23 protein-coding genes are annotated in these 26,069 nt (G+C 41.4%); 9 read left to right on the top strand and 14 right to left on the bottom strand.

Annotated features, from left to right (window positions below):
* The first annotated feature begins 276 nt into the window (after positions 1-276).
* From AC6H1S_RS11425 to AC6H1S_RS11435, 3 genes are all read left to right on the top strand, one after another.
* A complete protein-coding gene (locus tag AC6H1S_RS11425) occupies positions 277-2,829 on the top strand; it encodes a tetratricopeptide repeat protein (RefSeq protein ID WP_497563687.1) in 2,553 nt (850 codons plus the stop codon).
* A 213-nt stretch (positions 2,830-3,042) separates the two neighbouring features.
* Entirely contained in the window at positions 3,043-3,390 is a 348-nt protein-coding gene (locus tag AC6H1S_RS11430; RefSeq protein WP_199141967.1) for a hypothetical protein, read from the top strand.
* A 106-nt stretch (positions 3,391-3,496) separates the two neighbouring features.
* Complete coding sequence (locus AC6H1S_RS11435) at positions 3,497-3,817, top strand: hypothetical protein (RefSeq protein WP_497563688.1); 321 nt, start codon at positions 3,497-3,499, stop codon at positions 3,815-3,817.
* A gap of 68 nt (positions 3,818-3,885) precedes the next feature.
* Here the strand turns inward: AC6H1S_RS11435 and AC6H1S_RS11440 are convergent, their stop codons facing one another.
* Positions 3,886-4,752, bottom strand: a complete 867-nt coding sequence (locus AC6H1S_RS11440; RefSeq protein WP_497563689.1) for an OmpA/MotB family protein — start codon at positions 4,750-4,752, stop codon at positions 3,886-3,888.
* Between the two features lie 608 nt (positions 4,753-5,360).
* Between AC6H1S_RS11440 and AC6H1S_RS11445 the strand changes: the two genes are divergently transcribed.
* From AC6H1S_RS11445 to AC6H1S_RS11455, 3 genes are all read left to right on the top strand, one after another.
* Complete coding sequence (locus tag AC6H1S_RS11445) at positions 5,361-6,167, top strand: helix-turn-helix domain-containing protein (RefSeq protein ID WP_497563690.1); 807 nt, start codon at positions 5,361-5,363, stop codon at positions 6,165-6,167.
* Positions 6,168-6,223: 56 nt separating this feature from the next.
* A complete protein-coding gene (locus AC6H1S_RS11450) occupies positions 6,224-7,963 on the top strand; it encodes a serine hydrolase domain-containing protein (protein WP_497563691.1) in 1,740 nt (579 codons plus the stop codon).
* 128 nt (positions 7,964-8,091) lie between these two features.
* A complete protein-coding gene (locus AC6H1S_RS11455; protein ID WP_497563692.1) occupies positions 8,092-8,478 on the top strand; it encodes a MerC domain-containing protein in 387 nt (128 codons plus the stop codon).
* Here AC6H1S_RS11455 and AC6H1S_RS11460 read toward each other — a convergent pair.
* The 4 genes from AC6H1S_RS11460 to AC6H1S_RS11475 all read right to left on the bottom strand — a co-directional run bounded on the left by AC6H1S_RS11460 (position 8,443) and on the right by AC6H1S_RS11475 (position 11,683).
* Positions 8,443-8,724, bottom strand: a complete 282-nt coding sequence (locus AC6H1S_RS11460) for a hypothetical protein (protein WP_497563693.1) — start codon at positions 8,722-8,724, stop codon at positions 8,443-8,445. The genes AC6H1S_RS11455 and AC6H1S_RS11460 overlap by 36 nt on opposite strands.
* 121 nt (positions 8,725-8,845) lie before the next feature.
* Positions 8,846-9,322, bottom strand: a complete 477-nt coding sequence (locus AC6H1S_RS11465) for a DUF6265 family protein (RefSeq protein WP_497563694.1) — start codon at positions 9,320-9,322, stop codon at positions 8,846-8,848.
* A gap of 126 nt (positions 9,323-9,448) precedes the next feature.
* On the bottom strand, positions 9,449-10,264 hold the full coding sequence (locus tag AC6H1S_RS11470; RefSeq protein WP_497563695.1) for a DUF6597 domain-containing transcriptional factor: 816 nt from the start codon (positions 10,262-10,264) through the stop codon (positions 9,449-9,451).
* 441 nt (positions 10,265-10,705) lie between these two features.
* Positions 10,706-11,683 (bottom strand): helix-turn-helix domain-containing protein, encoded by a 978-nt coding sequence (locus AC6H1S_RS11475; RefSeq protein ID WP_497563696.1) that lies wholly within the window; start codon positions 11,681-11,683, stop codon positions 10,706-10,708.
* A gap of 250 nt (positions 11,684-11,933) precedes the next feature.
* Between AC6H1S_RS11475 and AC6H1S_RS11480 the strand changes: the two genes are divergently transcribed.
* Entirely contained in the window at positions 11,934-12,449 is a 516-nt protein-coding gene (locus AC6H1S_RS11480) for a DinB family protein (protein WP_199141664.1), read from the top strand.
* A 125-nt stretch (positions 12,450-12,574) separates the two neighbouring features.
* On the opposite strand, the gene AC6H1S_RS11485 is transcribed toward AC6H1S_RS11480, so the two are convergent.
* Both AC6H1S_RS11485 and AC6H1S_RS11490 read right to left on the bottom strand, forming a co-directional pair.
* Positions 12,575-13,615 carry an NAD(P)-dependent alcohol dehydrogenase gene (locus tag AC6H1S_RS11485; RefSeq protein ID WP_497563697.1) on the bottom strand — a complete coding sequence of 347 codons (1,041 nt, stop codon included), beginning with the start codon at positions 13,613-13,615 and terminating at the stop codon, positions 12,575-12,577.
* A gap of 163 nt (positions 13,616-13,778) precedes the next feature.
* Positions 13,779-14,192: a hypothetical protein gene (locus tag AC6H1S_RS11490; RefSeq protein WP_497563698.1), complete on the bottom strand. Its 414-nt coding sequence runs from the start codon at positions 14,190-14,192 to the stop codon at positions 13,779-13,781.
* A 445-nt stretch (positions 14,193-14,637) separates the two neighbouring features.
* On the opposite strand from AC6H1S_RS11490, the gene AC6H1S_RS11495 reads away from it, so the two are divergent.
* Positions 14,638-15,207 (top strand): porin family protein, encoded by a 570-nt coding sequence (locus AC6H1S_RS11495; protein ID WP_497563699.1) that lies wholly within the window; start codon positions 14,638-14,640, stop codon positions 15,205-15,207.
* Between the two features lie 76 nt (positions 15,208-15,283).
* On the opposite strand, the gene AC6H1S_RS11500 is transcribed toward AC6H1S_RS11495, so the two are convergent.
* The 7 genes from AC6H1S_RS11500 to AC6H1S_RS11530 all read right to left on the bottom strand — a co-directional run bounded on the left by AC6H1S_RS11500 (position 15,284) and on the right by AC6H1S_RS11530 (position 23,827).
* Positions 15,284-16,357, bottom strand: coding sequence for a hypothetical protein (locus AC6H1S_RS11500; RefSeq protein WP_497563700.1), 1,074 nt, complete (start codon positions 16,355-16,357; stop codon positions 15,284-15,286).
* Positions 16,358-16,380: 23 nt separating this feature from the next.
* Positions 16,381-17,331 carry a hypothetical protein gene (locus AC6H1S_RS11505; protein ID WP_497563701.1) on the bottom strand — a complete coding sequence of 317 codons (951 nt, stop codon included), beginning with the start codon at positions 17,329-17,331 and terminating at the stop codon, positions 16,381-16,383.
* Positions 17,332-17,413: 82 nt separating this feature from the next.
* A complete protein-coding gene (locus tag AC6H1S_RS11510) occupies positions 17,414-19,558 on the bottom strand; it encodes a hypothetical protein (protein ID WP_497563702.1) in 2,145 nt (714 codons plus the stop codon).
* Positions 19,559-19,613: 55 nt separating this feature from the next.
* A complete protein-coding gene (locus AC6H1S_RS11515; RefSeq protein WP_497563703.1) occupies positions 19,614-20,774 on the bottom strand; it encodes a hypothetical protein in 1,161 nt (386 codons plus the stop codon).
* A gap of 76 nt (positions 20,775-20,850) precedes the next feature.
* Positions 20,851-22,245, bottom strand: a complete 1,395-nt coding sequence (locus AC6H1S_RS11520; protein ID WP_497563704.1) for a hypothetical protein — start codon at positions 22,243-22,245, stop codon at positions 20,851-20,853.
* 96 nt (positions 22,246-22,341) lie between these two features.
* On the bottom strand, positions 22,342-23,160 hold the full coding sequence (locus tag AC6H1S_RS11525) for a M48 family metallopeptidase (protein ID WP_497563705.1): 819 nt from the start codon (positions 23,158-23,160) through the stop codon (positions 22,342-22,344).
* Between the two features lie 43 nt (positions 23,161-23,203).
* Complete coding sequence (locus AC6H1S_RS11530) at positions 23,204-23,827, bottom strand: hypothetical protein (protein ID WP_199141974.1); 624 nt, start codon at positions 23,825-23,827, stop codon at positions 23,204-23,206.
* Positions 23,828-24,123: 296 nt separating this feature from the next.
* On the opposite strand from AC6H1S_RS11530, the gene AC6H1S_RS11535 reads away from it, so the two are divergent.
* On the top strand, positions 24,124-26,067 hold the full coding sequence (locus tag AC6H1S_RS11535; protein ID WP_497563706.1) for a tetratricopeptide repeat-containing sensor histidine kinase: 1,944 nt from the start codon (positions 24,124-24,126) through the stop codon (positions 26,065-26,067).
* The last annotated feature ends 2 nt before the right edge of the window (positions 26,068-26,069 follow it).

The following is a 26,069-nucleotide window of genomic DNA, read 5'->3' on the forward strand; positions in this document are numbered from 1 at the left end:
GATGCAATTTTAAGCAGCAAACTACTTTGCTTGGCCATTCGACTTGTTCATTAGAACACAGTCATATACAGTCATTGTTCATTTTATTCATTTTGTATTGTTCACAATCGAACGAAAACCAGTTGAACAAGCCCATATTTCTCTGTTATAGCCCCTTAGGGCACTTTTTGACCAAAAATGATAGATAAGCCCCGAATAGCGCTATAATCTGAACATTGATTTTCTTTTAAGTTAAGTCTTATCTTCGCGTGAAATCGATTGCAACACGCTAAAAAAATGACTCAATTTATTTTAGATGAACTCAGGCATTTAATTCTGAAAAAAGTTGGAATCCGTGTGGTCTGTCCTTCAGATTGCCAGGTTATTGCATTGGCCATCAGCAAAAAAGTAAATAAAAGCATTAGCGAAACCACCATTAAAAGACTATTCGGCTTTGCGGCTATTCACCATCAGTTCTCCAAGTTTACCATCAACACGCTTTTAGAATATGTTGAGAACGACGATACTCAGGCGGTAACCGATGCCGCCATTAATGGCAGTCAGTATACCGGCGACAAAGATTGGGATTACCTGATTGCAAAAGCCAGAGCACTTTCAGAAAGCACCATCAAACGTATAATTACGCAGAGCGAAATCCCCTACCATCTTACCATCAACAGGAAATTTGCCGAACACGATTTTAATTATTTCTATTCTTCCAATTATATTTTTACGGCTTTTATTGCCCAGGCAGGCTACGGCAAGAGCATATTGCTTAGCCACCTCGTACAAAACCTTTTTCTAAAACCTGGCGCAAAATATGCACAAGACGTAGTGCTGTTTTTGCATGCCGAAAGGGTTTTTAATGTAGAAAACGATTCGCTGAACCTCGAAACCGACCTGCAAAAAATCTTAGGGTTAGCTACAGAAAAAGACATCATTACTTATTTTAATGAACAATATGCCAAAAACGGCAAAAAACTGATACTTATTCTCGATGGTTTTCATGATATTTTAAGAAGAAGCGGCCTCAAACCCAAAATATTCGACAGTATTGTAAAAACGCTTTGCGATTTGGAGGGCAGTCCGGCTATTAAACTGGTGCTGAGCATGCGCTCCTACGTCTGGAAACGTTTCTATCAAAGCATCCGCCATTCGCATTATCTAAAAAGCAAATGGTTTGCCGGAAGCTATTTCAGGTCGGTAGAACAATCGAACGTACCTACGTTTACCGAGGCCGAAGTAGACATCTTGTTCAGCAAAATCAGTTCCTTTCCAAGCAAGCGCCTTAATCCCGAACTGAAGTATCAGCTCAAATATCCATTCCACATCTCCTATTATTACGAGCTGAAAAGCCTTTATCCAGAAAACGAGTACCGAACCAACCTCGTTTTCTACGAAATGACCCTGCAGTATCTCTCCAAAAAAATCTATTCGTCTAAGCATTCGGTAGAAAAGCTCATCCTTTGCAAACAATTGATCCAGTTGAGCGATTACGGCCTGAAGGGTAACCGGATAGACAAGAGCTTGCTGATGGACGAGTTCACGGTTTTTAGGGATGCCTATATGGAATTGCTGCTAGACGGACTACTGATCGAAGAGCAACACCACGAACACGGATTTCCGGTAGAATTGGTCCGCTTTATCCATCCGCATATTTTCGAATACTTTTTGTTTAAGGAAACATTGGAGCGCCATCAGGACCAGATGAGCCCAGCTTTTTTCCAGGCGATCGTTTCGGGCTACAGCAACCATAAACTAGTGCTCCCCCTTTTAAAATGGGCGACTTACTTTACCATCAAAAATGGTGATTTCGACCCGATCATATCCATTTTGAACCTCAAGCTGGGCCGATGGGAAACCAATCAGCTGATGCTATTTATGGCCGAGCAGTTCAATTACCAGCTCCATAACGAGCCAGAAAGCCTGAACGGGCTTAAAAAACACAACATCCATCAGGAATTGCTCAGGAAATTTGCCGAGATAGATTTTATCGATCCAAGCTATTGCAACCTGCTCAAAATTTTTAGCGAAATAAGCCAAGACGAAGAAGTAAAAGCCATTTATTATTCGATGGTATTTATTTTCGACAGCCTTTCGCTACAGGCAAACAGACTGCAGCAGCATATCGAAGCATTTGACCCGGCAACGAATCCGCTCAAAAACTGGCCCGTACATCCTGCCGAATTTGGTACTTTGCTGCTGCAGCTGCTCAATGGGGAAAACATTAGCGACAATCCTATTTCTGTGCAATTCGACCTCGAAAACAATGGCCAGGCATTATTAGAACGAATGTCGGACGCACCACAATATGCCTGTTGCATCTTTCTGTTGCTAATAAACTGGCTGAACGGCAATTTGCATCAGGTGATTAACCTGATCAATTCGATCAAGAATTTTAAGCAATCAGGGTCTATTTCCGACTATTATTCTATTTACATGCTTCACGTACTGGCCTTGGCCTATGCCAAAAGTGGCAATACCAGAAAAGCCGACCAGTTGGAACGGATCCTGAACCATATCCACGAGCATCCGCTCAGGCCCGATACCAGTCCCTGCGCCAAAGACCTGCAACAATTGGTGCTGGCTCAGCAATACCTGAACAAGGGCAATTACGAACAAGCACTGATTCACGGCCACGAAAGCGTAGAACGCTACCAGAAAAACCATTGTCTGGCACTCCAGATGATTGCTTATCAGGTTTTGATCAGAACCTACCTGGAAACAAAAGATATAGACAAGGCCAACGAATACCGGTATACCGTACTCTGCCTGCTCGACGAAAAAAAGATCAACTCCAATCTTTTCAGTTTTCAAGCTATGGTTTCCAACCACATCACAAACCCTTAAAAACAAAAAGTGAACAAGGCCAAGCCCTAATGAACAGCTTTGTTCAGTCTTTAAAAAACGGTTCTAACTTGAACAAAAAGAACGTATACAATATGGCCTTATCTATGGTTATTTGTAGGCATAAGATTAATGCTGATGCTACGTTTAAGGTATATAATAGGACTTTTTTTAATTGGTTGGGGCTTAAATTCCAACGCCCAAACGGGATGTCTTTTGCCCAATAATACACTTTACACTGCGCAGGTAGATCCGGGTTTGTTAAATGTGGTTTTAGCGCTCTTGGTTGGCTCTACTCCTATTTATTATGCAAGCCCGAACGTTAGCTTAACCGATCCGGGAACCTGTTATTGGACGGCCACTACGGGTACGGTTGCCTGCAAGGTTTGCCCGGGCTCCTATAATAGCGTTGCCGGGCTGCTCACCGGCTGTTCGGTAAGTTTTGTGGATGGCCTTCAGGCAAACTATGTTATGGATTGCGACATCGACGATCATACCTGGGCCTTGGTGCTTGGCACCAGCGCCCTGGGGGTTTACCTCATCAGGAGAAAAGGATTGCTTTAATCCAAACAAAATCTATGTTAACTCTAAAAAGCCCGCTTAACATAAACATAATATGGATTTAAAGGCCCAATAGCCTAATTTTACAAAAAAAATCCTATTTGATTTCATGAAAAAGCACAAAGTAAAAACGCTCCTAAAGATTTCTAGAAAGAACGCCAAAAAAGATATTCAAGCAGATTTAACCAAGGCTTTACAGGAAGTAGTGGGCAAATTCGGAAAAACCTCTAAGAAACTTGACAAAACCATCAAAAGAAGCGCCATCAAGCTTGCCAAGGAATTGTCTAAAGAGCTTAACTTGCAGCCCGAAACCGACGCAAAAGAAACAACCGTAGCAGGCACCGAGGCTAAAGCTGTTCGGGCACCCCAAAAAGCCGTTGCTCCAAAAACGCCCAAATCTGCCAAAAAAGAAACTCCGGCCGAATCTTAAGCCAACAGATAAAAAAAGCCTCCCGAAATTTCGGGAGGCTTTTAACTATTAACTAACTATCAAATCGATTATGGCTTGTCAGGTGCTTCCGGGGCTTTACCTATCAACTCCATAAATTGATCCAGTTTTGGGGTAATAATAATCTGCGTACGCCTGTTTCTGGCTTTGCCCGCATCGGTATCATTGCTGGCTACGGTATTATATTCGCCCCTGCCGCCAGCAGTTAAACGTTTAGGATCTACCGCGTAATTGTTCTGCAGCGATTGCACCACCGACGAAGCCCTCAGCGCACTTAAATCCCAGTTGTTCCTGATATTGGGTTTGCTAATCGGCACATTATCGGTGTTACCCTCTATCAGCACATCATAGCCTTGGTAATCTTTAATGATCTTGGCAATCTTAGCCAAGGTAGCTCCAGCTTTGTCAGAAATTTCGTAGCTACCCGATTTATACAGCATATTGTCTGATAGTGAAATGTAAACCACGCCTTTCAATACCTGTACATCAACATCGCTCATCTCTTCCCTGCTTAACGAACGGGTGAGGTTATTGGTGAGCACCATATTAAGCGAATCGCTTTTGTTTTTGGCGTTAACCAGTTGTTGGATGTATTTATTCGAACTATTGATTTCGTCAACCAGTTTGGAGATGTTCACATTTCCCTGGTTGCTCGAGGCCAAGCATTTATTGAGCGCTGTTTGCAAAGCCGCTACATTAGCGCGCTCCGAAGCGAGCTGTTCTTCCAAGCCTTTAATCCTGATTTTTGATCCGGAAACCTCCTTTTCGCTGTCTTGTAACCGCTGGTTCAATTCTTGGTTGCTTTGTTGCAATTTGGTATTGTTGGATTGCAGTTCCGCATATTTTTTGTTGCTTACGCAACCTTGCATCAATACCCCCGCAAGCAGCAGTAATGGCACCGTATTCTTTAACTTCATATTTTTTACCTTTTGGTTAAATAATTATCTTTTAAACAAATAAGCGCTAAGAAAGTTTGCTCTTTTTCAGGAATTTTAGCAACGACAAGCAAAAGCTTGCATAGCGCTTAAAAATTGGGGGGGTCTTCCATAATGGGCTGCTTCTGCCCATCTTCCAGCTGTTCGATCCTATAATCGAACCACAGCCATATCAAAATACAAACCAAAACCGCGACCAATAAAATAGCTAATAACGACAGTAACGATCTGGAAACCCTCAACCTAAGCAATAGCCTATGACATGTCATGTTGTTAATCTTGTTTTTAAAAGCCTCGTGATTATCATGTTGGTTATCAAGCATCAAACCAACTCCTTAAAAATATCGAAAAAAAATGGCCTTTAGCAGTATGGATTACCCAAAAACGGCCCCATAGCGCATTCAGTTTATCCATTTTGCGCAACATGCTGTTCAGCAAATAAATCGGGCAATGCAGCATGCTAAAACTTGTTCCTTTTTGTAACCAGCAAAGCCTATATTTATCTAAGGGTGTAGTGCATGGCGATAACATTTATATAACATAAAGACACTGTACGCAAGACGTTTTACACCATACGAATTAGAAACAAAATGCTTGAACTACAAACAGGAACTTTTTTTGGTGCACACCACAAGGTGATCAAGTTGCCTGGACTGGTAATTACAGATACCCAGTACACCAAAGACAAGGTAGATTGGCATTATCATCAAAATCCCTACTTTACCTTTCTTTTGCAGGGAAGCATGCTCGAAGCCAATAAAAAAGAACGTTACGAATGCCTTCCCGGCACCTTGCTCTACCATCATTGGCAAGATGCCCATTACAATGTTAAGGGGCGAGGCTTTGTACAAGGATTGCATGTAGAGCTGAGTCCGTTTTTTGCTGCGCAGTTCGAACTGAACCTGCACGCCATTGAGGGAAGCCTGCAACTGCACAACCCCATGCTCAAATCCATTTTCCAACAACTTTACCTCGAGAGCAAAATCAACGATTCTATTACCGCTTTGGCCGTAGAAGTACAATTGCTAAGGGCTTTTGAGTTATTGAACAAAGAACAGCAACTAGGCAATAATGGCCTCCCCAAATGGGTAAAAAGGGTCAAAGAAGCCTTGCACCATTGCACCTATGCCGACTTGAGCCTGAACAAACTGGCTACCATAGCCGATGTGCATCCTGTGCACCTTTCAAGAGATTTTCCCAAGTATTTTAATGCCTCCATTGGCCAGTACCTCCGCCAGCTGCAACATCAAAAGGCCTGCCATTTACTCTTAACCGATGCCCCACTAACTGAAATTACCTATAGCTGTGGTTTTGCCGACCAAAGCCATTTCACCAGGCGGTTTAAAAAGGAAATGGGCATCAGCCCGTTAAGCTATAAGAAAATGATGCAACGTTAAAAATGTTCTATTTTTTGACGTGCCAACTCACTAGTATTGCCTCATCAGTACGTAATATGACATTCAAAAAAATAAGCATCAATCTTTTCCTGTTGTTCCTATTCCCGTTTTGGCAAGCCAATGCACAAAGCATGAAAGCCTATGAAGGGCATTGGCAAAGCGAATTAGTCCAACCACAAACCTTTAGTCCAACACTCAGCATCCAATTTCTTAATGCTCGTTACGCCTTGCTCAAGCTAAGCGGATTGCATGGCTCCATCCAACAGCAATTTTCGTATGAAAAAGACAAACCGTTTGAAGTAAAATTGAGTGAGGGCTTAGTTTTCAGGGGATCCTGGAATGAAGGAGAAAAGGCAATAACCGGTTTCATCAAATCTGGACAATGGTTTTACCACCTTCGATTGTTGCCCCACACCAAAATGGAGTTTACTGCTAACTGGAACATTTTGCTTGCCTCCCAATTCCGTTCGCCTCTTTACCTGAGCATAGAAAATGCCAATGGCGAAAATTTCGAGGCTTATGCCTTTAGTTCGGAAGTCCGTTATCCAGGCTTTTTCTGCTACGATTTCAAGAAATCGGGCAGCCATATCTCATTCCGTGATTTTAGGACAGGTCTTGCTTTTAGTGGCAAACTGCAAGATCAACGCATCCCCTTGCAAATTAAAATCGGGAAGCTTTTATTGGCAACATTTCAATTGAAGCCCTCGACCCGGGACTGGGATTTGAAATCAAGCGCCAAGCCAACCCATTACTCCAATAAGCGGCCACAGCAATTGAATGACGGCCTAAGTACCCTGAGCCTTCAAGAAACCGGGCTAAAAATCGATGAAAGCTACCTGCAAAAGATGGTCGATAGCATCAACGCCAACAAAATTACGAATACGCATAGCGTATTGATCGCCAAAAACAACAAACTGCTTTATGAAGCCTATTTTGGTGGCTATGATGCCACTACGCCACATGATATGCGTTCGGCTTCCAAAAGTATTTCGTCGGCACTGATCGGCATCGCCATTGACCAGCATATTTTGCGCGATACTGCCCAAAAACTGATTGATTTGCTACCTTCTTCCTACCAAAATCTGATGCAGGAACCACGCAAACAAGCCATTAGCTTGGGCAATCTGCTCACGATGAGTTCGGGTATTGACGCGGTGGATTTTGGCATCAAGCGCAAATCGGTTGCTGCCGAAGACAACTATCAGTCCACACTTGACTGGACAAAAACCGTGCTGACAGCCCCAATGGTCAATTATCCAGGTAGCCACGCCAATTATGGATCGGCCAATCCCTATTTACTGGGTTTGGTATTGGCTCATAAATTAAAGCAGGGCACCTTAAATTTTATAGACCAAAACCTGTACAAGCCATTGGCCATCAGCAATTACATTATTCAGCAAGATGAAAAGGCCAACCCCTACTTTGGAGGTGGTATTTTCATGCGTCCGCGCGATATGCTCAAATTTGGACTGCTTTACGCCAATAAGGGCCAATGGCAAGGCCAGCAAATCGTCAGCAAAGCCTGGGTTAATTCCTCGTTCAAGAACTACCTGACCCTAGAAAACCATCCCGAAAAAAACGGCTATGGATTTTTATGGTGGCATTATAGCTACAAGGTTGGCCACCATATCCTGGAATCAATCGAGGCGCGTGGTGCTGGAGGACAATATATTATTATTTTGCCTGCATTGGATATGGTAATCGTAATTACCTCGGGCAATTTTAGAAACGGCAGAGTATGGCAACCAGAAAAGGTAGTAGAAAACTATATTTTACCTGCTTTCATCACTAATTAGGTTGTGCTTAAAAAGCAATGCAACAGTATCCACTGCCACATTGCTTAACTTAACTATTAATAATGATGAGTTTCAAATATATACACATTATTTTATAAATGCAACAAAATTGCATTTATATTTGTGGCATGAAATTCCCCATCAACTCCCAACTGTTCGACAAGGTCGGCATGTCGGCTTCGGCAGCCTGCGCCATTCACTGCGCGCTGCTTCCCATTGTTCTTACCCTATTGCCTATTGTAGGACTCGAATTCTTGGCTAATCCCATGATAGAGCTGAGCATGATTAGCCTTTCGCTTGCACTGGCTTGCCTTGCCTTATCTAGTGCCTATAAAAAACACCGCAAGGTGCTGCCCTTTGCTGTTTTGATGCTGGGCTTTTGCTGCATTGCCATGGGGCATTTGCTTGAAGAACTGGAAAGGTATCTGATCCCGCTGGGTGGTCTGCTCATTGCGATTGCGCATTTCATCAACCTCCAATTAACAAAATCTTGCCACCACCATACCCATCCTTAAGCCATGAACAGAAAAAAACTGCCCTTTGTCTTGCTTTTGGTATTGATGGCCACTGTACAGCCTGCCTGCAAACATGAACAAATGGATGCCCGAAAGCTTTATCTGAAATACCTGAAAAGCCATAGCCGCAATAACACCAAGTCTGTCGAGTAACCATTTTAGATCCTCGCCGTTTTTTTTCTCCCAGCTGATCGAAACAAAGGTAAAATCGCCACGAACGGCTAATCCCCTGCCTTTGGCGTACATTTATTCGGTGTAGGTTTCTAGAAAGCCGAAATCCGGTTGAGGTTTCGGTGGGCCTAAATAAAAATGCCTTATACCAATATAAAAATCGGTATAAGGCATCCATCCTATTCAAAAGCACTTGTTAATTGCTTCTGCGCATCTGGAATTTTTGCGATTTGAATTTGCCGTTTACCGTTCCCGAAATTTCGGCTACCAGCGAGTCTTTGCTGATTTGTTTGTAGCTGATCTGCTGTGGAAAATCGTGTGCAGGATTTTCGAAGACCATTTCGGTGGCCGAAACTGTTTTGGCTTTGAAGCTCACCGGTTCGCCACCATTCTGGTTCTTTACCGTAGGGATATAAAAAAGTCCATTGGCTTGCTGTGCGAGTTTGATGTTCTCGAAAACCATGGTGTCTTTTTCTTTGATTACGTAGCTTTTGCCATGAAATTCTGTCGAAGAGGCTTTTACCCACGTTTCATACATGCGGCCACGAGCTGTTTTTTGCTCCCAAGTGCCAATCAACCATTTGGTTTTGTCTAAATCTGTAGTTCCTGTTTTAAAAGCAGAAATCAGGATTGTCATCAAGGCCAATACCAGGCCTACGCTATTTTTTTTCATGAGCATATAGTTTTTAATGGTTATGAAGCCATCGTGAGCTTATTCATGATGTTTCCAGTTGTTCGAATTTTTATTGAACAAAGCTGCGCATAAGCAAAGGCAAAAAATTGTAAAAATGCGACAAGCTTATGCCGTTCCTACGAACAACTTTGAAAGCTGGAGATTGGCTGCATAGAATTTCTTCGGACTGAGCCCTGTAAACTCTTTAAAATCCTTGATAAAGTGCGCCTGATCGTAGTAAGAGGCTTCGTAGGCCAAAGCTGTTAAATTGTCAAAACGCTTTTCGGCCATCATTTTTAGGGCCGTTTGCAGCCTTATAATTTTGTTCAATTGCTTCGGACTTAATCCAACGGCGGTGGCAAATTTGCGTTCCAGCTGCCTCCTGTTGATGTGCAGCTGTTCACTCAACCGACCAACAGAAAGCTGGCCATTCAGGGCAAGCATGGCATTTATGCAAGATTTGACTAAACTATTGGCCGTTTCAGTTTCTTGTAGTTTGAGTAGCAGAAACGATTCGGCCAGTTTTATTCTTTCGGCGGTGCTTGTGGCCGCCAACACTTCTTTTTCCAGCTGAAGACCGGCCTCGCCAAACAGCTCGGCCAAGGGTACGGCTTTGTTGGCCAATTGCTGCACACTCCAGGTGGTAAAAGGCAAAAAGCCTTCGGGATTAAAACGCAAAGCAAAAATCCCGGTTGATCCTGTTGGTGCGATAGACAATGTAGAGGTAAGCTGTCCGAACACAAAACAACGGGGCTGAACGATAAATTCCTCTTCGTTTCGATATTGCCTATACAAATCGCCATAATGAAAAATCATTTCCATACAGCCGTCAGGCACAATTGTTTGTCGCTGTTCTGTAGCCAAGGCAGGACTTTCCAAGGTCCAGGCGCATTTAACAAAGGCATTGATTTCGGGGCTGACTTCGAAAGTTTGGTAATCCATATGGGGGGCATTATTAACCAAATATAAACAAATAAAAAGGGGCATCCGGCAATGGATCCCCCTTTTTCAGCGAATGCCCCAATGCTTTAGCGCTGGCCTCCACAGGTAATAAGGTCCTTTTGGGGCCAAAGCAAATGCCAAAATCTATCATCAATGTAGTATGTACTGATACGCTTGCCCAAGTATCGGCAATGGTAAAACAAGCCAGGTTAATGCAGGTAATAACCAGCTATTGTTTGCAATAGCTGGTTAATTGTTGAGAGACATTATGAATATTTTATAGGATAATCTTTTTAATTCGTTTTCAAGGAGATAAGAGCGTTGACCGCGAATAATAAAACGAAGTTAATTAACCTATATTTATATAAGAAAGGAAACAAGGCCAAATTTGTCCATAATTATAAATCAGTACAAATTTCGGCAAACAATTTACCTACTAGGCTAATAGCCCTGGTTTTTTACGTATGCCGATGGGCTCTGCCCTACCAGTTTCTTAAACGAGTTGTAAAAAGCGCTGCGAGAGGCAAAACCTGCATCGTGCGCCAAGGTTTCGATGGTATAGCTCTGCATAAACCCAGGCTTTGCGATCTGTTCTTTCAAATCGGCGATGCGGTAGGTATTTACAAAATCCATAAAATTCTGTTGGTATTGGTTATTTAAGATAGACGACAGCTTGTGTGGAGATAGGCCCAAAGCCTCCGAAAGCGACTTCAGGTTAAGGTTTTTGTCTTTAAAGGCCTGCTTTTCGGTCATGTGTCGCTCTATTTGTTTGCAGAGCTGTTCCATTTCCTTATCCTTTTTAAGCGAAAGCGCATATTGCTTCTGAATTTTAACCAGCGTTAGGGGCTTCATGTCGAGCAACGAGGCCACAAACTCCAGCGGCAAACGTTCCATATAACCAGGCTTGGTTTGGATAAAGTAGAGGTAACGTTCCTTGGCGCTGCCTACGCGTACAATATGTGCACGCTCCTGGGCATCCATGTAATACTGCTCCAACATTACCCTAAAAATAAAATTAAGTTCAAAGTAGCGCAGAAAAAAACCTTGAAGCACATTAACAGGTATGGCCACTAGGCTTACATCCTCAACGGCTATAATGGCTTCTTTGGAGGCGCCATTGCCATAAAGGCCGGAAATAGAACTTACAAATTCGTTCTCTACCGAAATATAGGTAACGATATGCTTTTTTTTATGTGTGGTACAGCCCATTAAGGCTCCTTTTTTGATAAAGTACACGTATTGGCAAATGGCGTACTCTTTAACCAAAACATGGCCTTTTGGAAATTCGAAAGCGACCATATTGGCATAGGCTTCTTTCTTGAGCTGATCGCTTATGGGATAAACCCGGCTTAAAAAGTCGAGAACCAGATCGGAATCCGGTTTTGTAGCCCGCCGAGGGGATAGTTGTTTTGTGAGCAAGGAGATGAACGATTTAAGGATGATTAATAATCCAAAAATATCAAAAAAATATTTTTGACTATACATTTCTCCAATTTAACCATTGATTTGTAACCAGAAAATCATACCATTTTTACTTCGGGCCAGTATATTTAAAATTATTTTGAGAAAAAATTGAATATCCAAAAGAGGGCTGACATAGGGTTGTCAGTAACGGGCTGTTTCTTTGTATCAACAAAAAATCAGATCAAAAATTAGCTAAAATTCAATCATGGAAACACAAAACCTAACTGCCACAGAATCTCCGGTATTCGCTTCGAGCAATGACATTTTAAACCAGTGGCTGGGCCATCGCCGATTAACCCGACGCGTCATCGAGGCATTTCCAGCCGATCAATTATTTACCCATAGCATTGGGGGCATGCGCACCTTTGCCGAAATGATAAAAGAAATCATCGATATTTCGGGACCAGGCGTACGCGGCATTGCTACCGATAACTGGGACCATACCGGCAACCTTGACGGCCATGTTATTGAAGCCGCCGATCAGAACAAAGAAGCTTTGTTGCGACTGTTTGATGCCGGAACAGCAGAAATCCAAACTTTTCTGCCACAAATTTCGACAGCAAGGTTTCAAGAAACCGTGGTGACATTTGGCCTGTACGAAGGCGTAGTTTTTTCGTCGCTTCTGTATTTTATCGATAATGAAATCCACCACCGCGCACAAGGTACCGTTTACCTGCGCAGCCTGGGCATAGAGCCACCTGCATTTTGGAACAGAAACTAATTTCGGCCATACTTTCATCATGAACGGCCATGGGAAGCCTACACGCTGTAGTAAGCGGCACAGGTTACAGAACCAGCAAAAAAGCCCCTCATTTACATGAAGGGCTTTTGGCTTGTTAAGCACACTTAAAGTGTAGCCATATCAATAACGAAACGATAACGTACATCGCCTTTCAGCATTCTTTCGTAAGAAGCGGTGATGTCTTTGATATCGATCACTTCGATATCCGATACAATATGGTGCTCAGCGCAGAAATCGAGCATTTCCTGAGTCTCAGGGATGCCTCCAATGCCAGAGCCTGCCAAACTTTTACGGCCACCCAGCAAAGCAAACGGCTGTACGGCATAAGGCGCTGAAGGTACACCTACGCAGATATGCGTTCCATTGGTTTTTAAAAGCGACAGGTACATGTTCATGTCGTGCTCGGCAGAAACCGTATCCAAGATAAAATCGAAAGAACCTCTAACCGCTTTTAACTGTTCAGGATCCGAGGTTACCACAAAATGATGCGCACCCAGTTCTTTAGCTGCCGCTTCTTTTGATGGAGAAGTACTTAATACGGTAACTTCGGCACCAAATGCCACGCCAAACTTAACACCCATGTGGCCCAGGCCACCCAAGCCTAGAACGGCCAATTTATGGCCCTTGCCTACTTTCCAATGGCGCAATGGCGAATAAGTGGTAATACCGGCACACAGCAATGGTGCGGTAGCCGCCAATGGCAGCTTATCGGAAATGTGCAATACAAATTCTTCGCGCACGACAATGGTATTCGAATAGCCACCATAAGTAGGCATCCCTTGTCTGTCTTTGTTATTGTAGGTTTGTGTATTTCCTTCAAAGCAATATTGTTCCAATCCGTCTTTGCAGTTTTCGCAAACCTGGCACGAATCGACCATACAGCCCACACCGGCCAAATCGTCTAATTTGAATTTCTTAACATGGTTGCCCACCTTAATCACACGGCCCACAATTTCATGGCCCGGCACCATGGGAAAAATACCAGGAAACCAGTCGTTTTTAATTTGATGGAGGTCTGAGTGACAAACCCCACAGTATAATATTTCCAGCTGAACATCGTGTGGTCCAACTTCCCTGCGCTCAAAATCCCAGGGTGCTAAATCTGTTGTTGCAGTTTGCGCTGCATAACCTTTGGCTTGTATCATAATTATGAATTAAGTTTTGTTATGAACAAAGCTACAATCAATCGCCTAAAATCCGACTATAAGATTCAAAGCAATAATTATATATTTCAAACAATTTTGCCGAAAAACAAAAAAGCACCCGTGCAAAAAGGTGCTTTTGATAGGTTAATGGCAGGTTATCCACTTACCACAAATTAACCGTAACAGGCAATACATAATTGTAAATCACGCCACCATCCCAATAAACGATGCCAACAAAGTACGTACCCGGTCCGCCAAATGCCGACATGGGAATATTAATGGCATTGCCTTCGCTGCCTGGAAATCCGGCACTTTGGTATTCGATGTTATAATCGTTGATGTAGTAGTAAGCACCTGCCGGAAGCGGATCGCCATACCAGGCAAAATACAAAGAGCCAGTTGACGAATAGTAGGCCGAGCCTGGGCCAATTAATACACCTTCTGGATAATAGGATGATAATTTTTCAGCAACCAACTCCGCTTTTTTCCGAATCAGTCCGTCGGTAGCCTGGGCAGTTTGGCTAAGGCCCAGCCCTAATGCAACTACCATTGTAAATGCAGCAATTAATTTTTTCATAATTTTCCGATTAAGTTTTATAATTAACTATCAGTTAAATTACGCCATATCAAATAGATTAGCGAAAAAGTAAAAAAATAGAGCAAAAAAACAGGATTTGCCCCGCACTCAAATCGTGTTGTTTGGCTAGCGAAAATATTCAAATCCATTTTCGGGCCTGAGCTCCAATCTTCTGCCTGCTTATCAAGCCTCAAATCATTGCGTCATGAGCCCATGCATCAGTTCGACACTCCTTGGATCTGCATTTTTGCTGGCCTTTTTTTGACATCCTCGCCGGGTAAACAAAAGGCAAATGTTTGGTTGGCACATTTGTAGTACGTTTCTTTTTTTAAGCGAGTATAAACAACTACTAGCATTTTTTTCTTGCTGCACATAGGGGTACTGGCTCAAGTTGTTGTCATACTATCAAATCACAAAAAACAATTAATCCACTATTTCAAAAAGTATGAAAACTTACAAGTTTTATTTAATGATTGCCGTCATGACCATGGCAACTATTGCTGCTAAAGCCCAAAATTCGCAAACAAGCTTTGGCCTTAAGGCCGGTTTAAACTATGCCAGCCTGCCCAGCAGCCTAAGTGCTATTACCGATAAAAAAGGAAAGATAGGCTACAACTTTGGTGCCTTTGCCAGGGTAGGCAACACACTTTATTTTCAGCCCGAGCTTAACTATGTAACCTTTAAAAGTTCGTACAACTATGCTTCCCAAACCTATACGCCTAAATTCCATCAGCTCAATTTACCATTAATGGTAGGCTATAAGCTGATTAACACCGATGCGCTCAACTTGAGGCTTTCGGCTGGCCCCGACCTCAACTATACACTAAACAAAGCTGCAGGCCCCGCCGGGTTCGACTATAAAAAACTAAATGTGGGCGGCGTAATCAATGCCGGCGTAGATATGGGCAACCTTACCTTGGATGCGCGTTACAGCAGGGGTTTTACCAAGATAAACAAACAGTTGCAGGAAAAAACCAACCTGTTTAATCTATCTGTAGGCTTAAAGGTATTTTAAGCTAAAACCACAATTTGTACAAAGGGGAGAATAACGCTATTCTCCCCTTTTTCATGCCATCAATTCGGCTGGTCTGTTATGGTGCAATTTCAACGTTGTTTTCAAATTTGATGCTTGTTCCTTCGGGCAGTTCAATGGAACCTTTGTTCGGGCTAAAGGGTCTCTTATAGTACCAAGCATTTGGGAACAAATTATTACTGCTAAAAGCACCATCTCTTGCTGTTGTTGTGGTATATTGCAATACAAGATTTGTTTCTTTAATACCCGAAAAATAATGCAACGTGAAAGTATATGAAATTTTCTCGAGCTTCCGCTTTTCAGTTTTCAGCAACTTGCCTGCCTTATCACTATTACCTTTGCTCCAAACCTCAACAATACCTGATTGAGGTATAATCTCTATTTGCTTACCATTAATTTTATACGCCCCTTTTTCATAAGCGATCACGATATTGTTATTGTACAGATAGCTAATGTTTTTTTGAAGGAATTGGTAAGTCCCGTTAGTGTTTAAATAATATTCACGCCAATCGTATCCAGCTGTAGCCTGTCTGCCACCACCTGCTGTAGAAAAATTCTCGTTCTGGTACTGTCCCCATATACCAGTAATAGCGTTAGTACGTACTCCATCTGTTGCCTCTGTATTGGTATAGGATTTAGTTCCTAACAAAGGCTTTGATAATTCGAGCGAGCTAAGAAAAGCCGACAAATCGTTCTGATATTGCTTGGCATTGGTCATTAAAACTACGCTTACGGCCTTATTGCCTCCTGTTGCGGTCAGTAAAGTGGCTACTCCAGTGTTAGCACCATCGGTATAATTTGCATTGCCAGAAATGATATTCCATCCATTTTTCTTTGTTGGGTTTTGTATAGTAGGTTCGCCGTTTAGCTGTACCGCTCCTTTTACCAGTTTAAGCCAGTCGTTATTAAAATTTTCGCCTGCAGTTAAGCCTGATGCCATTGATTTGGTGATTACCACTACAGCATAGGCGTCCGTTTTTTTATCGGTAACAGATAATTGAATGCCCGCCTCGCTTCTCTGTTCTTGCCATCCTTTGGGCAAGGCATAAGCAACCACATCAAATATTCGCTTTTGGGCATAGACAAAGACGGAGAGCACAGAAAGTATTATTATAAAAACCGTTCTTTTCATACATTTCATTTTAATGGAACAATCTACCATTTCAAATTATTAACATCTGACCATTTTCCTGTTTGCTGAACCGGAAGTGGGTTAAAATATTTATCTGTCTTAAAGAAGGTAATTATTTTATCAAAACCATCCATCGAAAGATTGGAGCCATAAAATGTAATTAATTTGTTTCCCATTGTAGGATGAGGATTACCAGCAGCATCTTTAAATTCGAGCTTAAGCGCAATGGATTCGATCTTCCATGCATCCAACGATACATTAGCATCGTAAACTAAAAAAAATTTAAGCCCGTATTGTCTATAATTAGCAAGTGAATTTTCAATTGCGTTATAGGAATTGTAGCCCTCTTGTTGTGCAATAACAAGAGGTATCGTGCTATATTTAGGTAACTCGTTCTTATAATTGCTCATTCTAAACCCATGGTTATTAGCATAATTTAAATTACCTGAATAGACTTGAACCCGTATTGGAGAAGGAAATTCTTTGTTATCACTTCCTGTTTTAAAAATGGTGGTAACAACAGAAAGGAAATAATCGGCATCTTTATTTTGCACGGGTTGTGTATTTACTGACGGTATTGAAGATACAGAAGTTTGTGCGACAGGCTTTAAGGATACAACCCATTTTCCTAGCCAGTTATTGTTGGGGTAGTTTCCATAGGTGCAGGTCATTTTTTTTGAAGTGGCATCATAAGTGCCTACAAAATAATGCGCATAACTTGTGCTACCGATGGTTTCAAAATATTTACAGGTGATAGAATTTCCCGAAACAGTATAAGTACCTTTACAATCTGTTTTCGATACGGGATCCTTCATCAAAAACTCTTTATTTGAACTAAGCTCAAACTCTACTTTGTTTGGGTAATATCCCTGCATATTGGTTTGCATACCTTCCCATTTGCCTTCAAAAGGATTCTGCGCATTACCTGTCATTGCAACCACAATAAACAAGAATAAAATGAGTAGTTTTTTCATCGTCTTAAATTTTATGCAATAAAAATAGACCATTCAACAAGCCCTTTTAATCATTAAAAAGAATGATTTTTACAGGTGGGGCTTATTTCAGGAAATCGCTGCCAAAACCCGGTGCAGATATAGAAGGCGGAGCACTATTAAAGCCACCATTAGCACTAACCGTTACACTACCTACATCTACCGAGGCTCCAGCTTTGCCACCAAGAGGGCCTTTTAACTCCGCTCCTACGGTACCTTTAATGTTTACATCCTGGAAATTCATATTGCCATCGAACTTAACAGTGGTTTCTACCGCTCCGCTTAAAGAGCCACCTATTTTACCGATTTCAAATTCAGCGCTTACACCAGGGGTTACTGTTAGGCTATGCCCAGTGGTTTGCCAGGTTACTGGATCTACACCTCGTTCGTATTTCATTGATCCGATTTCAAAATTGGCATAGACAGACCAGCCTTCGCAATTCATTTTTGCGCCAGTTACAGCTAAATCAACTCCAAAATCTACCTCACAATGTTCTCGCTCCCAATCGTGTATCTTGCCTTTTAGCGCATTATCTTGTTTTAAATAATCGCCACAAGGCTTTGATAATCCACCATCTACATGCGTAGGGAAAAGCGAGTATGCCAAGTCTCTAAGGTTTTTTAAATAACCCACATAAGCGGCATAGTTAACTGCTGTAGGGTCTTGAAGAGATTGCATCACTACGGTGTTCCAAAAAAGGTACTCCTGCAAACGCTGATTAAGCAGGTCTTCCATGTTATGGATATATTGATTATTGATTTCGGCCATTTTCTCCAGCCATTTCGCCTGTCTGCCTTCTTTTAATTTACACAGCTCTTTTTCTATCTGCATGGCCCGCGCATTTGCAGCATCCTTACCTTCGCCATCGTCAAGCCCTTTCTTTTCCTTTTCAAGCGCACTGATCTTATTATCAAAATCTATTTTTAATGCCTGTTTCAGTTCATTTTCGCTTTTTAGCCTGTTAGCGGCTTCTGTTTTTATCCGACTGATGTACGATTTGCTGAATTGCGGGTTGTCTATACTCGCCAGCATGGTAGCGCCTTGGGCCATAAGGGGGTTGCTTAACGATGCTTTCATGTCCTGCACCGATTGTGAAAATCCGGGCTTGCCGGCATTGGCCAGCATTTGTTGCATTTGCGCCATTCTTTTGGTCTGGTTCTCCACTACTTGACCCTCATATTTTTTTGTCAATTCTTGCTGTGTTTTATAGGCAGCGTTAATGGTGGCATCCATGTCCTTAAAATAAGTTTCGACCTCACGATTTCGGCTTACAGCCTCTTCATAAGACGCAGGGACTGCTGGCACCAGAAAACGTTTGGTAATGCTATGGTCTTTATAGTACCGTTTAAAACGATTACGGATATATCCGGAGATATCTTTGCCCGGCGCTACTTTACTCAATAAATTGATGGCTTCTGTAGTGGCGCCACCGTTGGCAATGGCTTTTTCAAGATAGTTGCCACAAAGCGTATTGTTACCTTGTTGTTGAGCAATAAGTGCTAAAGACCTATAAGCCTCGGTATTGGTACTATCTTTTTTAATGGCTGATAAGAGCAATGGTTGCGCTTTTTCTATATTCCCTAAACTGAGATACGCCTGCCCAAGATTGTTGGTTACCGTAGCATTTTGGGGCAATAATTTTTGTGTGTACAAAAGCAATGGCAACGATTTATGCGCATACCCTGATATGGTAAGCAAAGCCGCTAGGTTATTGAGCGAAAGGTAATCCTCGGGATTGGTTATGCAAGCATTTTCTAATAAATACAGTGCTTTATCCAATTCGTTATTTGCCCAAAAAGCCATGGCATATTGGCCGGTTTTCTTGCCTTTATTGATTAAGCCTGCTACCGCTTTTTTATGTTCAGGTTTGATGGCTTTTTCTGTTTCTGAGAAAATTGGCTTTAAATAACCCAACAACTTTTCTTTACCTACCGGTGTTGGAGCAATTGCACGCGTAGAAAGGGTTGTAGGAATTTTATTGGGATCGCCAAGGGGCATCATTGCGGCACCTGTGTTACCCTGCGCCATGTTTTTTTGTACGCCCTGCATCGTTTTTTCGACACCCATTTTTTCCAACATGGCTCTCTGCTCTGGGGTCATGCCTTTTTTCAATTCCTCCATCTTTTTCATGGCATCTTCTATGCTTTGCTTTTGTTGCGCTACCGCCATAATAGGCAGTAGAAGCAGAATGATCAGTATCTTTTTCATTGTTTTAATTTTTATTGAGTTTAATAAGTTTGATGAAATACGATTGAAAAGCGAGCTACTGAGGCTTGTACAAGGTTCCCTTCATCGCTTCGGGTTGCGACAACCATTTATAGATATAAGCGAAATTCAAATTGTTGAGTAAGGAATACACCATATGCGCTACTCCCGTACCCAGCTTGGCATCGTATTTCGATAGGTTTCCCTGCATCTCAATTGATGGCGTTAAATTAAAATATACCCAAAGCGGACCGTCTTTTTTGGTCTGATCAATGGTTTGTTGGGTAGTTGAAACCAGGATACTGTACTCGGGAAACGTTTTATCAATTGTTTTCCCATTTAAAATAGCTTCTGGATTTAACAAATAGTGGCCATTACCATCATTAAGAGCATTGCTATAATTATAATTAGCTCTCAGTTTTACAACTTCGTTGTAATACGGCTTTAATCTTTCTAATGCCTTTTTTACAACCTCTACCGAGTAGGGATTTTTTTGTAGAATAGCTGGCCAAGAGGCTATTTGCTGATTGATCAAAGCAACCGCATCTTTTACCAACACAGGTTTAAAAGGCCACTCCCCATTTTTAGCCACTACAATCCCAATTTTATTAAACGGAGAGCCATTGTTATGAAAGTGATCCAGATAAGTACGATAAGGGTAAACATTAGCTTGAATTTTTTTGTCTACTCCTTCGTTGGCTAACTTCGTCTCATCCTCGCCAGCACTAAATTGTGCCTGTTCGGCAAAAAAGTATAGTCCACCAGGATTAAAGCCTTTGACATAAACGCCAGGAAAATCATTAAACCCAGCTACTAACCTTTGTCCTAGCTCACAACAATGAAGGTTGATTTTTCCTTTCGCAAATATTGCCGCATAGCCCAAGAAATTTACTCCATAACTTTGTAATGGGCCATTGGCATCCACATACCAACGTTCATCGTTTTTTGCTAGCGTACGCATTACCAATCCGCGAGGCGAATACGATTGCATGATCCAACTTATCAATACATCAGATGCCTGTTGTTGTTTTACAGAATAAACAGCCCCGTTGGCATATTGACTTTTAATGGGTTTGTAAATAATTTTAGGATTTATTGGATTGCTTATGTATTGCCAGCCAATTACCGAGTCTCTGTTAAGTTCCTGATCGCTTTGTGCTTTGCAAGGCACAAAATATAGCGTAAAGAAAAGGACGAAAATGGATTGTATTTTTCTCATTGTTAAAATCAGTCTTTGTTATCAAAAAAATACTTGGGTTTTAAACTGCTCTCACTTATTCAAATTGGCATTGTAATCAAATCTTATGAAAATGAAGAACCGCTTCTATTTTGTTTTTATCATAATTACAGTCATACAAACTCATATAACTTTCCCATGGCCTGTCACCGTATCTGCGGGAATAGAACCGTATAAAATATTTACTTTCACTTCCCGATGACGATTTCCTTACCAATACATTGCCAGTAAAGCTATACATGCTTTGACTTTTAAATTGTTTGGTTTTTATCAGGTTATTATAATAATCATAACCTGAAGTAGTTGAAGATTGTATCGTAACATAAGATTTCCCGTCTGCTGTGTAGATGGTGGCTGAATTCAAACTATTGCCATAGGTGCCACTGCCTGATGCCCAGGTGCCTATCAGTTGTTGTTTATAATTTATACTTTTTTCGCCCACTCCTTTTATCCTCAGGTTAAATAATAAAAAGTGTAAAGCCATTTCTACTTCGCTGCCTAAAATGTTATCCATAGAATTAATGATGGCTACTTTATCGCCAGCTTGTACAAGCAATACAGTTGCTTTGATCACATCATACCCACCTCTTTTCTTTATGCTATTGGACATCATATAATAATTCAACCCTTGGCAGGTCATCCCTTTTTCGCACACAGCTTCTGTAAATACTGTGATACCTGGAATCCGTGTTTCCCAACCATCAAACACCTCGAAAAAAATATGCGACATATCATTTTCTAAACTGCCCGATGATTTTATCATACTCATGAACTCAATAATTCTTTTTCCTGTAGTGGTGTTTTTCTCTAACATTAAACTATTTTCCCCTGCATTTAAACTCCAGGTGGGCGGAACAGTAATTGAATAAATATTTTTGCTTCCTGAACCAGTTGTATAGTTTGTTGGCGAAACTGGGTTTTCATTAGCAGATTTTTGATCGGGCCTTTTATTGTTGTTCACCGCAGGTCCTGTTTCGTTCAAGTCCAGGCTTTGGATAAAATCCAGTATTTGGCTTTGATATTTTTCGGTGTTGGTCAGTATGACCACATTAGCCATTTTTCCATTTCCTGTAGCGGTTATCAGCGTTGCCATTCCTTTATTGGCGCCATTGGTATAGCTGGCTTGTCCCGAAATAATGCTCCATCCTTTTTCGGTAGCAGGCGCTTGCATGGCTGGTTCCCCTGAAACAGATACAGTACCTTTGACCAGTTTTTCCCAACTGGCTTTAAAGTTTTCGTTTGCTGTTGCTTTAGTCTCTACCGAGCGTAAAATAACAACCGCTGCATAGTTTTCTTTCCCATCATTTTTGGTAGAAAGCTGTATGCCATTGGGCATTTCTGTTTTGTCCCAGCCTTTTGGCATGGTGTAATTTACTACATCAAAAGCCTGCTGTTGGGCAAAAGCCGATGCAACAAAAACAATATTCATCGCAAAAAGAATTATCTTTTTCATAGACAAAACTTTAAGTAGTTATAAATAAAGCTATTACTGAATGATCTTCCCGTGCAGGTGCTACTAATACAAAAAACAGGGCTAAAAATGATGTCTTCATCGCTTTTCAATTTGATGGTTGTAATATTTGCTTTTTATTTCAGGGATTAACGTTGCCAGTTTTTCGATCCTCGTTTCATTGGAAGGATGGGTAGATAAAAATTCGGGCACTTTGTTTGGGTTGCCAGCCGCCATGCGTTGCCAGAAAGGAATAGCTTCTTCAGGGTCATAGCCCGCCATGGCGGCGAATATCAATCCCAACTGATCTGCTTCACTTTCTTGCATGCGACTATTAGGAAGGGACAATGCCAAATTTGATCCCACGATATACAATGCCAGAAACAATTCCTGCGTTTTGGCCTTCTTTTCTTTTAAAGCTTCTTGCAACATCATCCCACCCAAACTGATCAACAAACCTTGGCTCATTCGCTCATTACCATGACGTGCAATGGCATGGGCAATTTCATGCCCCAGTACTACAGCCAATGCATTTTCATTTTGCGTGTATGATAACAGGCCTGTATACACCACCACTTTGCCACCGGGCATGCACCAGGCATTAACTGTAGTGGCAGCAATGGCATTATAGTCCCATTTAAAGTTTTTCAGGTCTTTGCTCATCCCATTTTGTTGCATGTAGGTTTCTACTGCCTGTTGGATTTTCGCGCCTACCCTTGCTACCATTTGTGCTCTTTCATCGTTTTTGCCAAGCGTGGCACTGTTTTTCACAATCGTGTCGTATGCCGTAAATGCCAAGGTAGTAAGCATGGCATCGGGCACTAAATTCATTTGCTTGCGACCAGTAACTGGCACGGTTTTACATGCCGAGAGCGCTATCGACAATACGATTACAATACGGGTAAGGGCTTTTTTCATTTCGGATATGATTGGATAATGAAAAGAAATGAACCAGGTTAAATCATTCCCTCTTGGTAATGAAGGTTGGAAGCGTATTAAAGTAGGCATCGGTTTTGCAGAACAGGTGCCACTTCATAAAATCGAGATACATGTCTGATCCGGTAAAATAGATTGTTTTAGAAGGCATGGTTGGGTGCGGGTTGCCGTTTTTATCCTTAAACTCGAGCACAACATTCACTTCATCAATTTTCCAGGCATCCAAGCCAAAAAATGGTCCGTTTCCTTGTGTATTGTACAGGATATCGACCATTACTCCAGTTTGTCTATAATGCGCAAGGCTATTAAAGGCCTGATCGAAACCGGGAGCTCTAGGCAGATAAAATTCTTTGGTACTCCAAACTTTGAGTTCGGGCATGTAGTTTTCCATCATGTACCCTTTTTGGTAATTGTCGGTACCAGATGTAGGATAAACCCTTACTATTAATTTAGAGTTGAGCTCTTTATTATCCTTTCCGGTTTTAATGGTAACCTTTGCAACTGCTAGAAAGTAATCGGCATCGTTAACTGCCGTACTTGATGCTGAAGACTGTTGGTTATTGGTGTTTCCATTTTTAGCCTTCGACATCTGTGCCTGTACCACCATTGCACTTGAAGCCAACAGTAGTATAAAAAATACCTTTTTCATTTTGCTGATTTTAAAATTGATGATGGTAAAATTAGCCCAGTTAAATGGCAGTAGTAATCATTAAAAAGGATGATTTTTTATTGGTCAGCACATGGGATAAAAATTCAATCAATAAAGAGGAAAGCATTGGGTTGTTGAGTTAAAATTTTAATTAACTTTATCTAAAACAGACCAATAGCCAAGTTTAAATCAATCAGGCATTCTAATCTAAAAGATGGTTTTCACTTAAGCAAAGCTTAAAAAATCATTAAAAAAGACGATAAAAAACAATAACCGCTATATCTAATTTGCGCTCAATGAAAAAACTACTCGCAAGCCTATTTATACTATTGTGTTTTCTAAATAGCTATGGCCAGGATCTCAAAAAAATTGATAGCCTAACCAGGCTATTGAATAAGGCAAAAGAAGATACCAATAAGGTAAAATTACTCTTTGCCCTTACCTTAGAACTCGAAGACCATGACATGAAAAAGGCTATGAATTATGCTAGAGAGGGTGGTCGCCTAAGCGATAAACTTAACTATACCGCTGGTAAACTCAAGTACAACAAAAGAATGATGTACATATTTGCAACGCTTACGCAACATGACTCAGCTATAGCATACGGCAAACAGATTCTTAAAATTGCTACAGAAACGAAAGATTCTTTTAGCATGGGCGTAGCCTACTTTACCTTGGGAGAGCGCTACAATTTCAAATCAGATTACGAAACAGGGATTGAATATAGTTTAAAGGGAGTACGTATTATAGAACGGTTGGATACTTCATCTAAAACAAGAGCCACTTTAAATGCGAGTATGGCCGCCAACTACTTGATGATCAAAGACTACAAGAAATCGATAGAATTTGGCGAGAAAGCAGAAGCCTTGGACAGAAAAAACAAGAATTACAAAAGTCTCGCTTCTACCTTACTCAATCTGGGCAATGCCTACGATGCATTAGGTCAGGATGTAAAAGCACTTAAGGTCTATAAAGAAAGTTTAATGCTCTGCGATAAATACAACTTTCCAAGTTTTGTAGCTATGAATTGCGAAGGAATTGTAGAAATTATGGATAGGCAAAACAAATTAGACGAGGTAAAATATTATGCCGAAAAAGGACTGGCAACAGCCATTAAAATAGCCGATAACTTCAACATCATGTCTTGCTACCAGAATTTGGCGGTTTATTATTTAAAAACAAACCAACATGCTAAAGCCAAAGAATTACTTTTTAAAGCACTCGACATCAGCAAGGCCAACGATTATAAAGAAGCCAGAGGTACCCTATTGCAAAGTCTTTCCAATGTGCTGTACGCAGAGCATAATTATGCTTTAGCATCTCAATATCAAAGAGAAGCTACAAAAATTAGAGAAGATATTTTTACCGAATCGATGGCTCAAAAACACGCCAATGAAGAAGTAAAATTTGAAACGGAGAAAAAAGAAAGCCAAATCAAATTACAAACTGCAGAAATAAGGCAAAAAAACATTTTGAACTACTTTTTAATAGCCGGAACCGTTGCTTTTTTAGCCATTCTCATACTCAGTTACCGCAACTATAAGCATCGCCAGAAATTGCAACAGACAAAAATAGATGAGCTGGAAACCGAAAAACAACTTACTGCAACCGAGGCCGTACTGAGGGGCGAAGCACAAGAACGCACCCGCCTAGCCAAAGATTTACATGATGGATTGGGCGGCATGCTCAGCGGCATCAAATTTTCATTAAACACCGTGAAAGAAAACCTAATCATGACCCCAGAAAATGCCCATGCTTTTGAGCGTAGCATTGATATGTTAGACAGCTCTATTAAAGAAATGCGCCGTGTAGCTCATAACATGATGCCAGAAGTACTGGTAAAATACGGGCTCGATGCCGCGCTAAAAGAGTTTTGCACCGAGATAGACCGCAGCGGCGTGGTGCACGTGAGCTACCAGTCGGTAGGCATGCAACAGGCCGAAATAGCACAAACCACTTCGGTTACCATTTACCGTATCGTACAAGAGCTGTTGAACAATACCATCAAACATGCCAACGCCAAAAATGTATTGGTGCAGTTGCATCAATCGGCACAGGAAAAACTGCTAGCTGTGACGGTAGAAGATGACGGCAATGGCTTTGACGCGGCTGTTTTGAAGCAATCTGGCGGAATGGGCTGGCCTAACATTAAAAACCGTGTAGAGTTTTTAAAAGGGCGTGTAGATCTGCAATCGAACCCGGGTAAAGGCACTTCGGTAATGATAGAAATTAATATTTAAGA

Source organism: Pedobacter sp. TM02, assembly GCF_059705275.1.

Coding starts and splice junctions, on each gene's coding strand:
- AC6H1S_RS11445 (WP_497563690.1), top strand. CDS start 5,361: ATGCTTGAACTACAAACAGGAACTTTTTTTGGTGCACACCACAAGGTG.
- AC6H1S_RS11505 (WP_497563701.1), bottom strand. CDS start 17,331: ATGAAAAAACTACTCATTTTATTCTTGTTTATTGTGGTTGCAATGACA.
- AC6H1S_RS11435 (WP_497563688.1), top strand. CDS start 3,497: ATGAAAAAGCACAAAGTAAAAACGCTCCTAAAGATTTCTAGAAAGAAC.
- AC6H1S_RS11520 (WP_497563704.1), bottom strand. CDS start 22,245: ATGAAAAAGATAATTCTTTTTGCGATGAATATTGTTTTTGTTGCATCG.
- AC6H1S_RS11515 (WP_497563703.1), bottom strand. CDS start 20,774: ATGAGAAAAATACAATCCATTTTCGTCCTTTTCTTTACGCTATATTTT.
- AC6H1S_RS11450 (WP_497563691.1), top strand. CDS start 6,224: ATGACATTCAAAAAAATAAGCATCAATCTTTTCCTGTTGTTCCTATTC.
- AC6H1S_RS11510 (WP_497563702.1), bottom strand. CDS start 19,558: ATGAAAAAGATACTGATCATTCTGCTTCTACTGCCTATTATGGCGGTA.
- AC6H1S_RS11500 (WP_497563700.1), bottom strand. CDS start 16,357: ATGAAAAGAACGGTTTTTATAATAATACTTTCTGTGCTCTCCGTCTTT.
- AC6H1S_RS11535 (WP_497563706.1), top strand. CDS start 24,124: ATGAAAAAACTACTCGCAAGCCTATTTATACTATTGTGTTTTCTAAAT.
- AC6H1S_RS11470 (WP_497563695.1), bottom strand. CDS start 10,264: ATGGATTACCAAACTTTCGAAGTCAGCCCCGAAATCAATGCCTTTGTT.
- AC6H1S_RS11525 (WP_497563705.1), bottom strand. CDS start 23,160: ATGAAAAAAGCCCTTACCCGTATTGTAATCGTATTGTCGATAGCGCTC.
- AC6H1S_RS11480 (WP_199141664.1), top strand. CDS start 11,934: ATGGAAACACAAAACCTAACTGCCACAGAATCTCCGGTATTCGCTTCG.
- AC6H1S_RS11495 (WP_497563699.1), top strand. CDS start 14,638: ATGAAAACTTACAAGTTTTATTTAATGATTGCCGTCATGACCATGGCA.
- AC6H1S_RS11460 (WP_497563693.1), bottom strand. CDS start 8,724: ATGTACGCCAAAGGCAGGGGATTAGCCGTTCGTGGCGATTTTACCTTT.
- AC6H1S_RS11440 (WP_497563689.1), bottom strand. CDS start 4,752: ATGAAGTTAAAGAATACGGTGCCATTACTGCTGCTTGCGGGGGTATTG.
- AC6H1S_RS11490 (WP_497563698.1), bottom strand. CDS start 14,192: ATGAAAAAATTAATTGCTGCATTTACAATGGTAGTTGCATTAGGGCTG.
- AC6H1S_RS11455 (WP_497563692.1), top strand. CDS start 8,092: ATGAAATTCCCCATCAACTCCCAACTGTTCGACAAGGTCGGCATGTCG.
- AC6H1S_RS11530 (WP_199141974.1), bottom strand. CDS start 23,827: ATGAAAAAGGTATTTTTTATACTACTGTTGGCTTCAAGTGCAATGGTG.
- AC6H1S_RS11425 (WP_497563687.1), top strand. CDS start 277: ATGACTCAATTTATTTTAGATGAACTCAGGCATTTAATTCTGAAAAAA.
- AC6H1S_RS11485 (WP_497563697.1), bottom strand. CDS start 13,615: ATGATACAAGCCAAAGGTTATGCAGCGCAAACTGCAACAACAGATTTA.
- AC6H1S_RS11465 (WP_497563694.1), bottom strand. CDS start 9,322: ATGAAAAAAAATAGCGTAGGCCTGGTATTGGCCTTGATGACAATCCTG.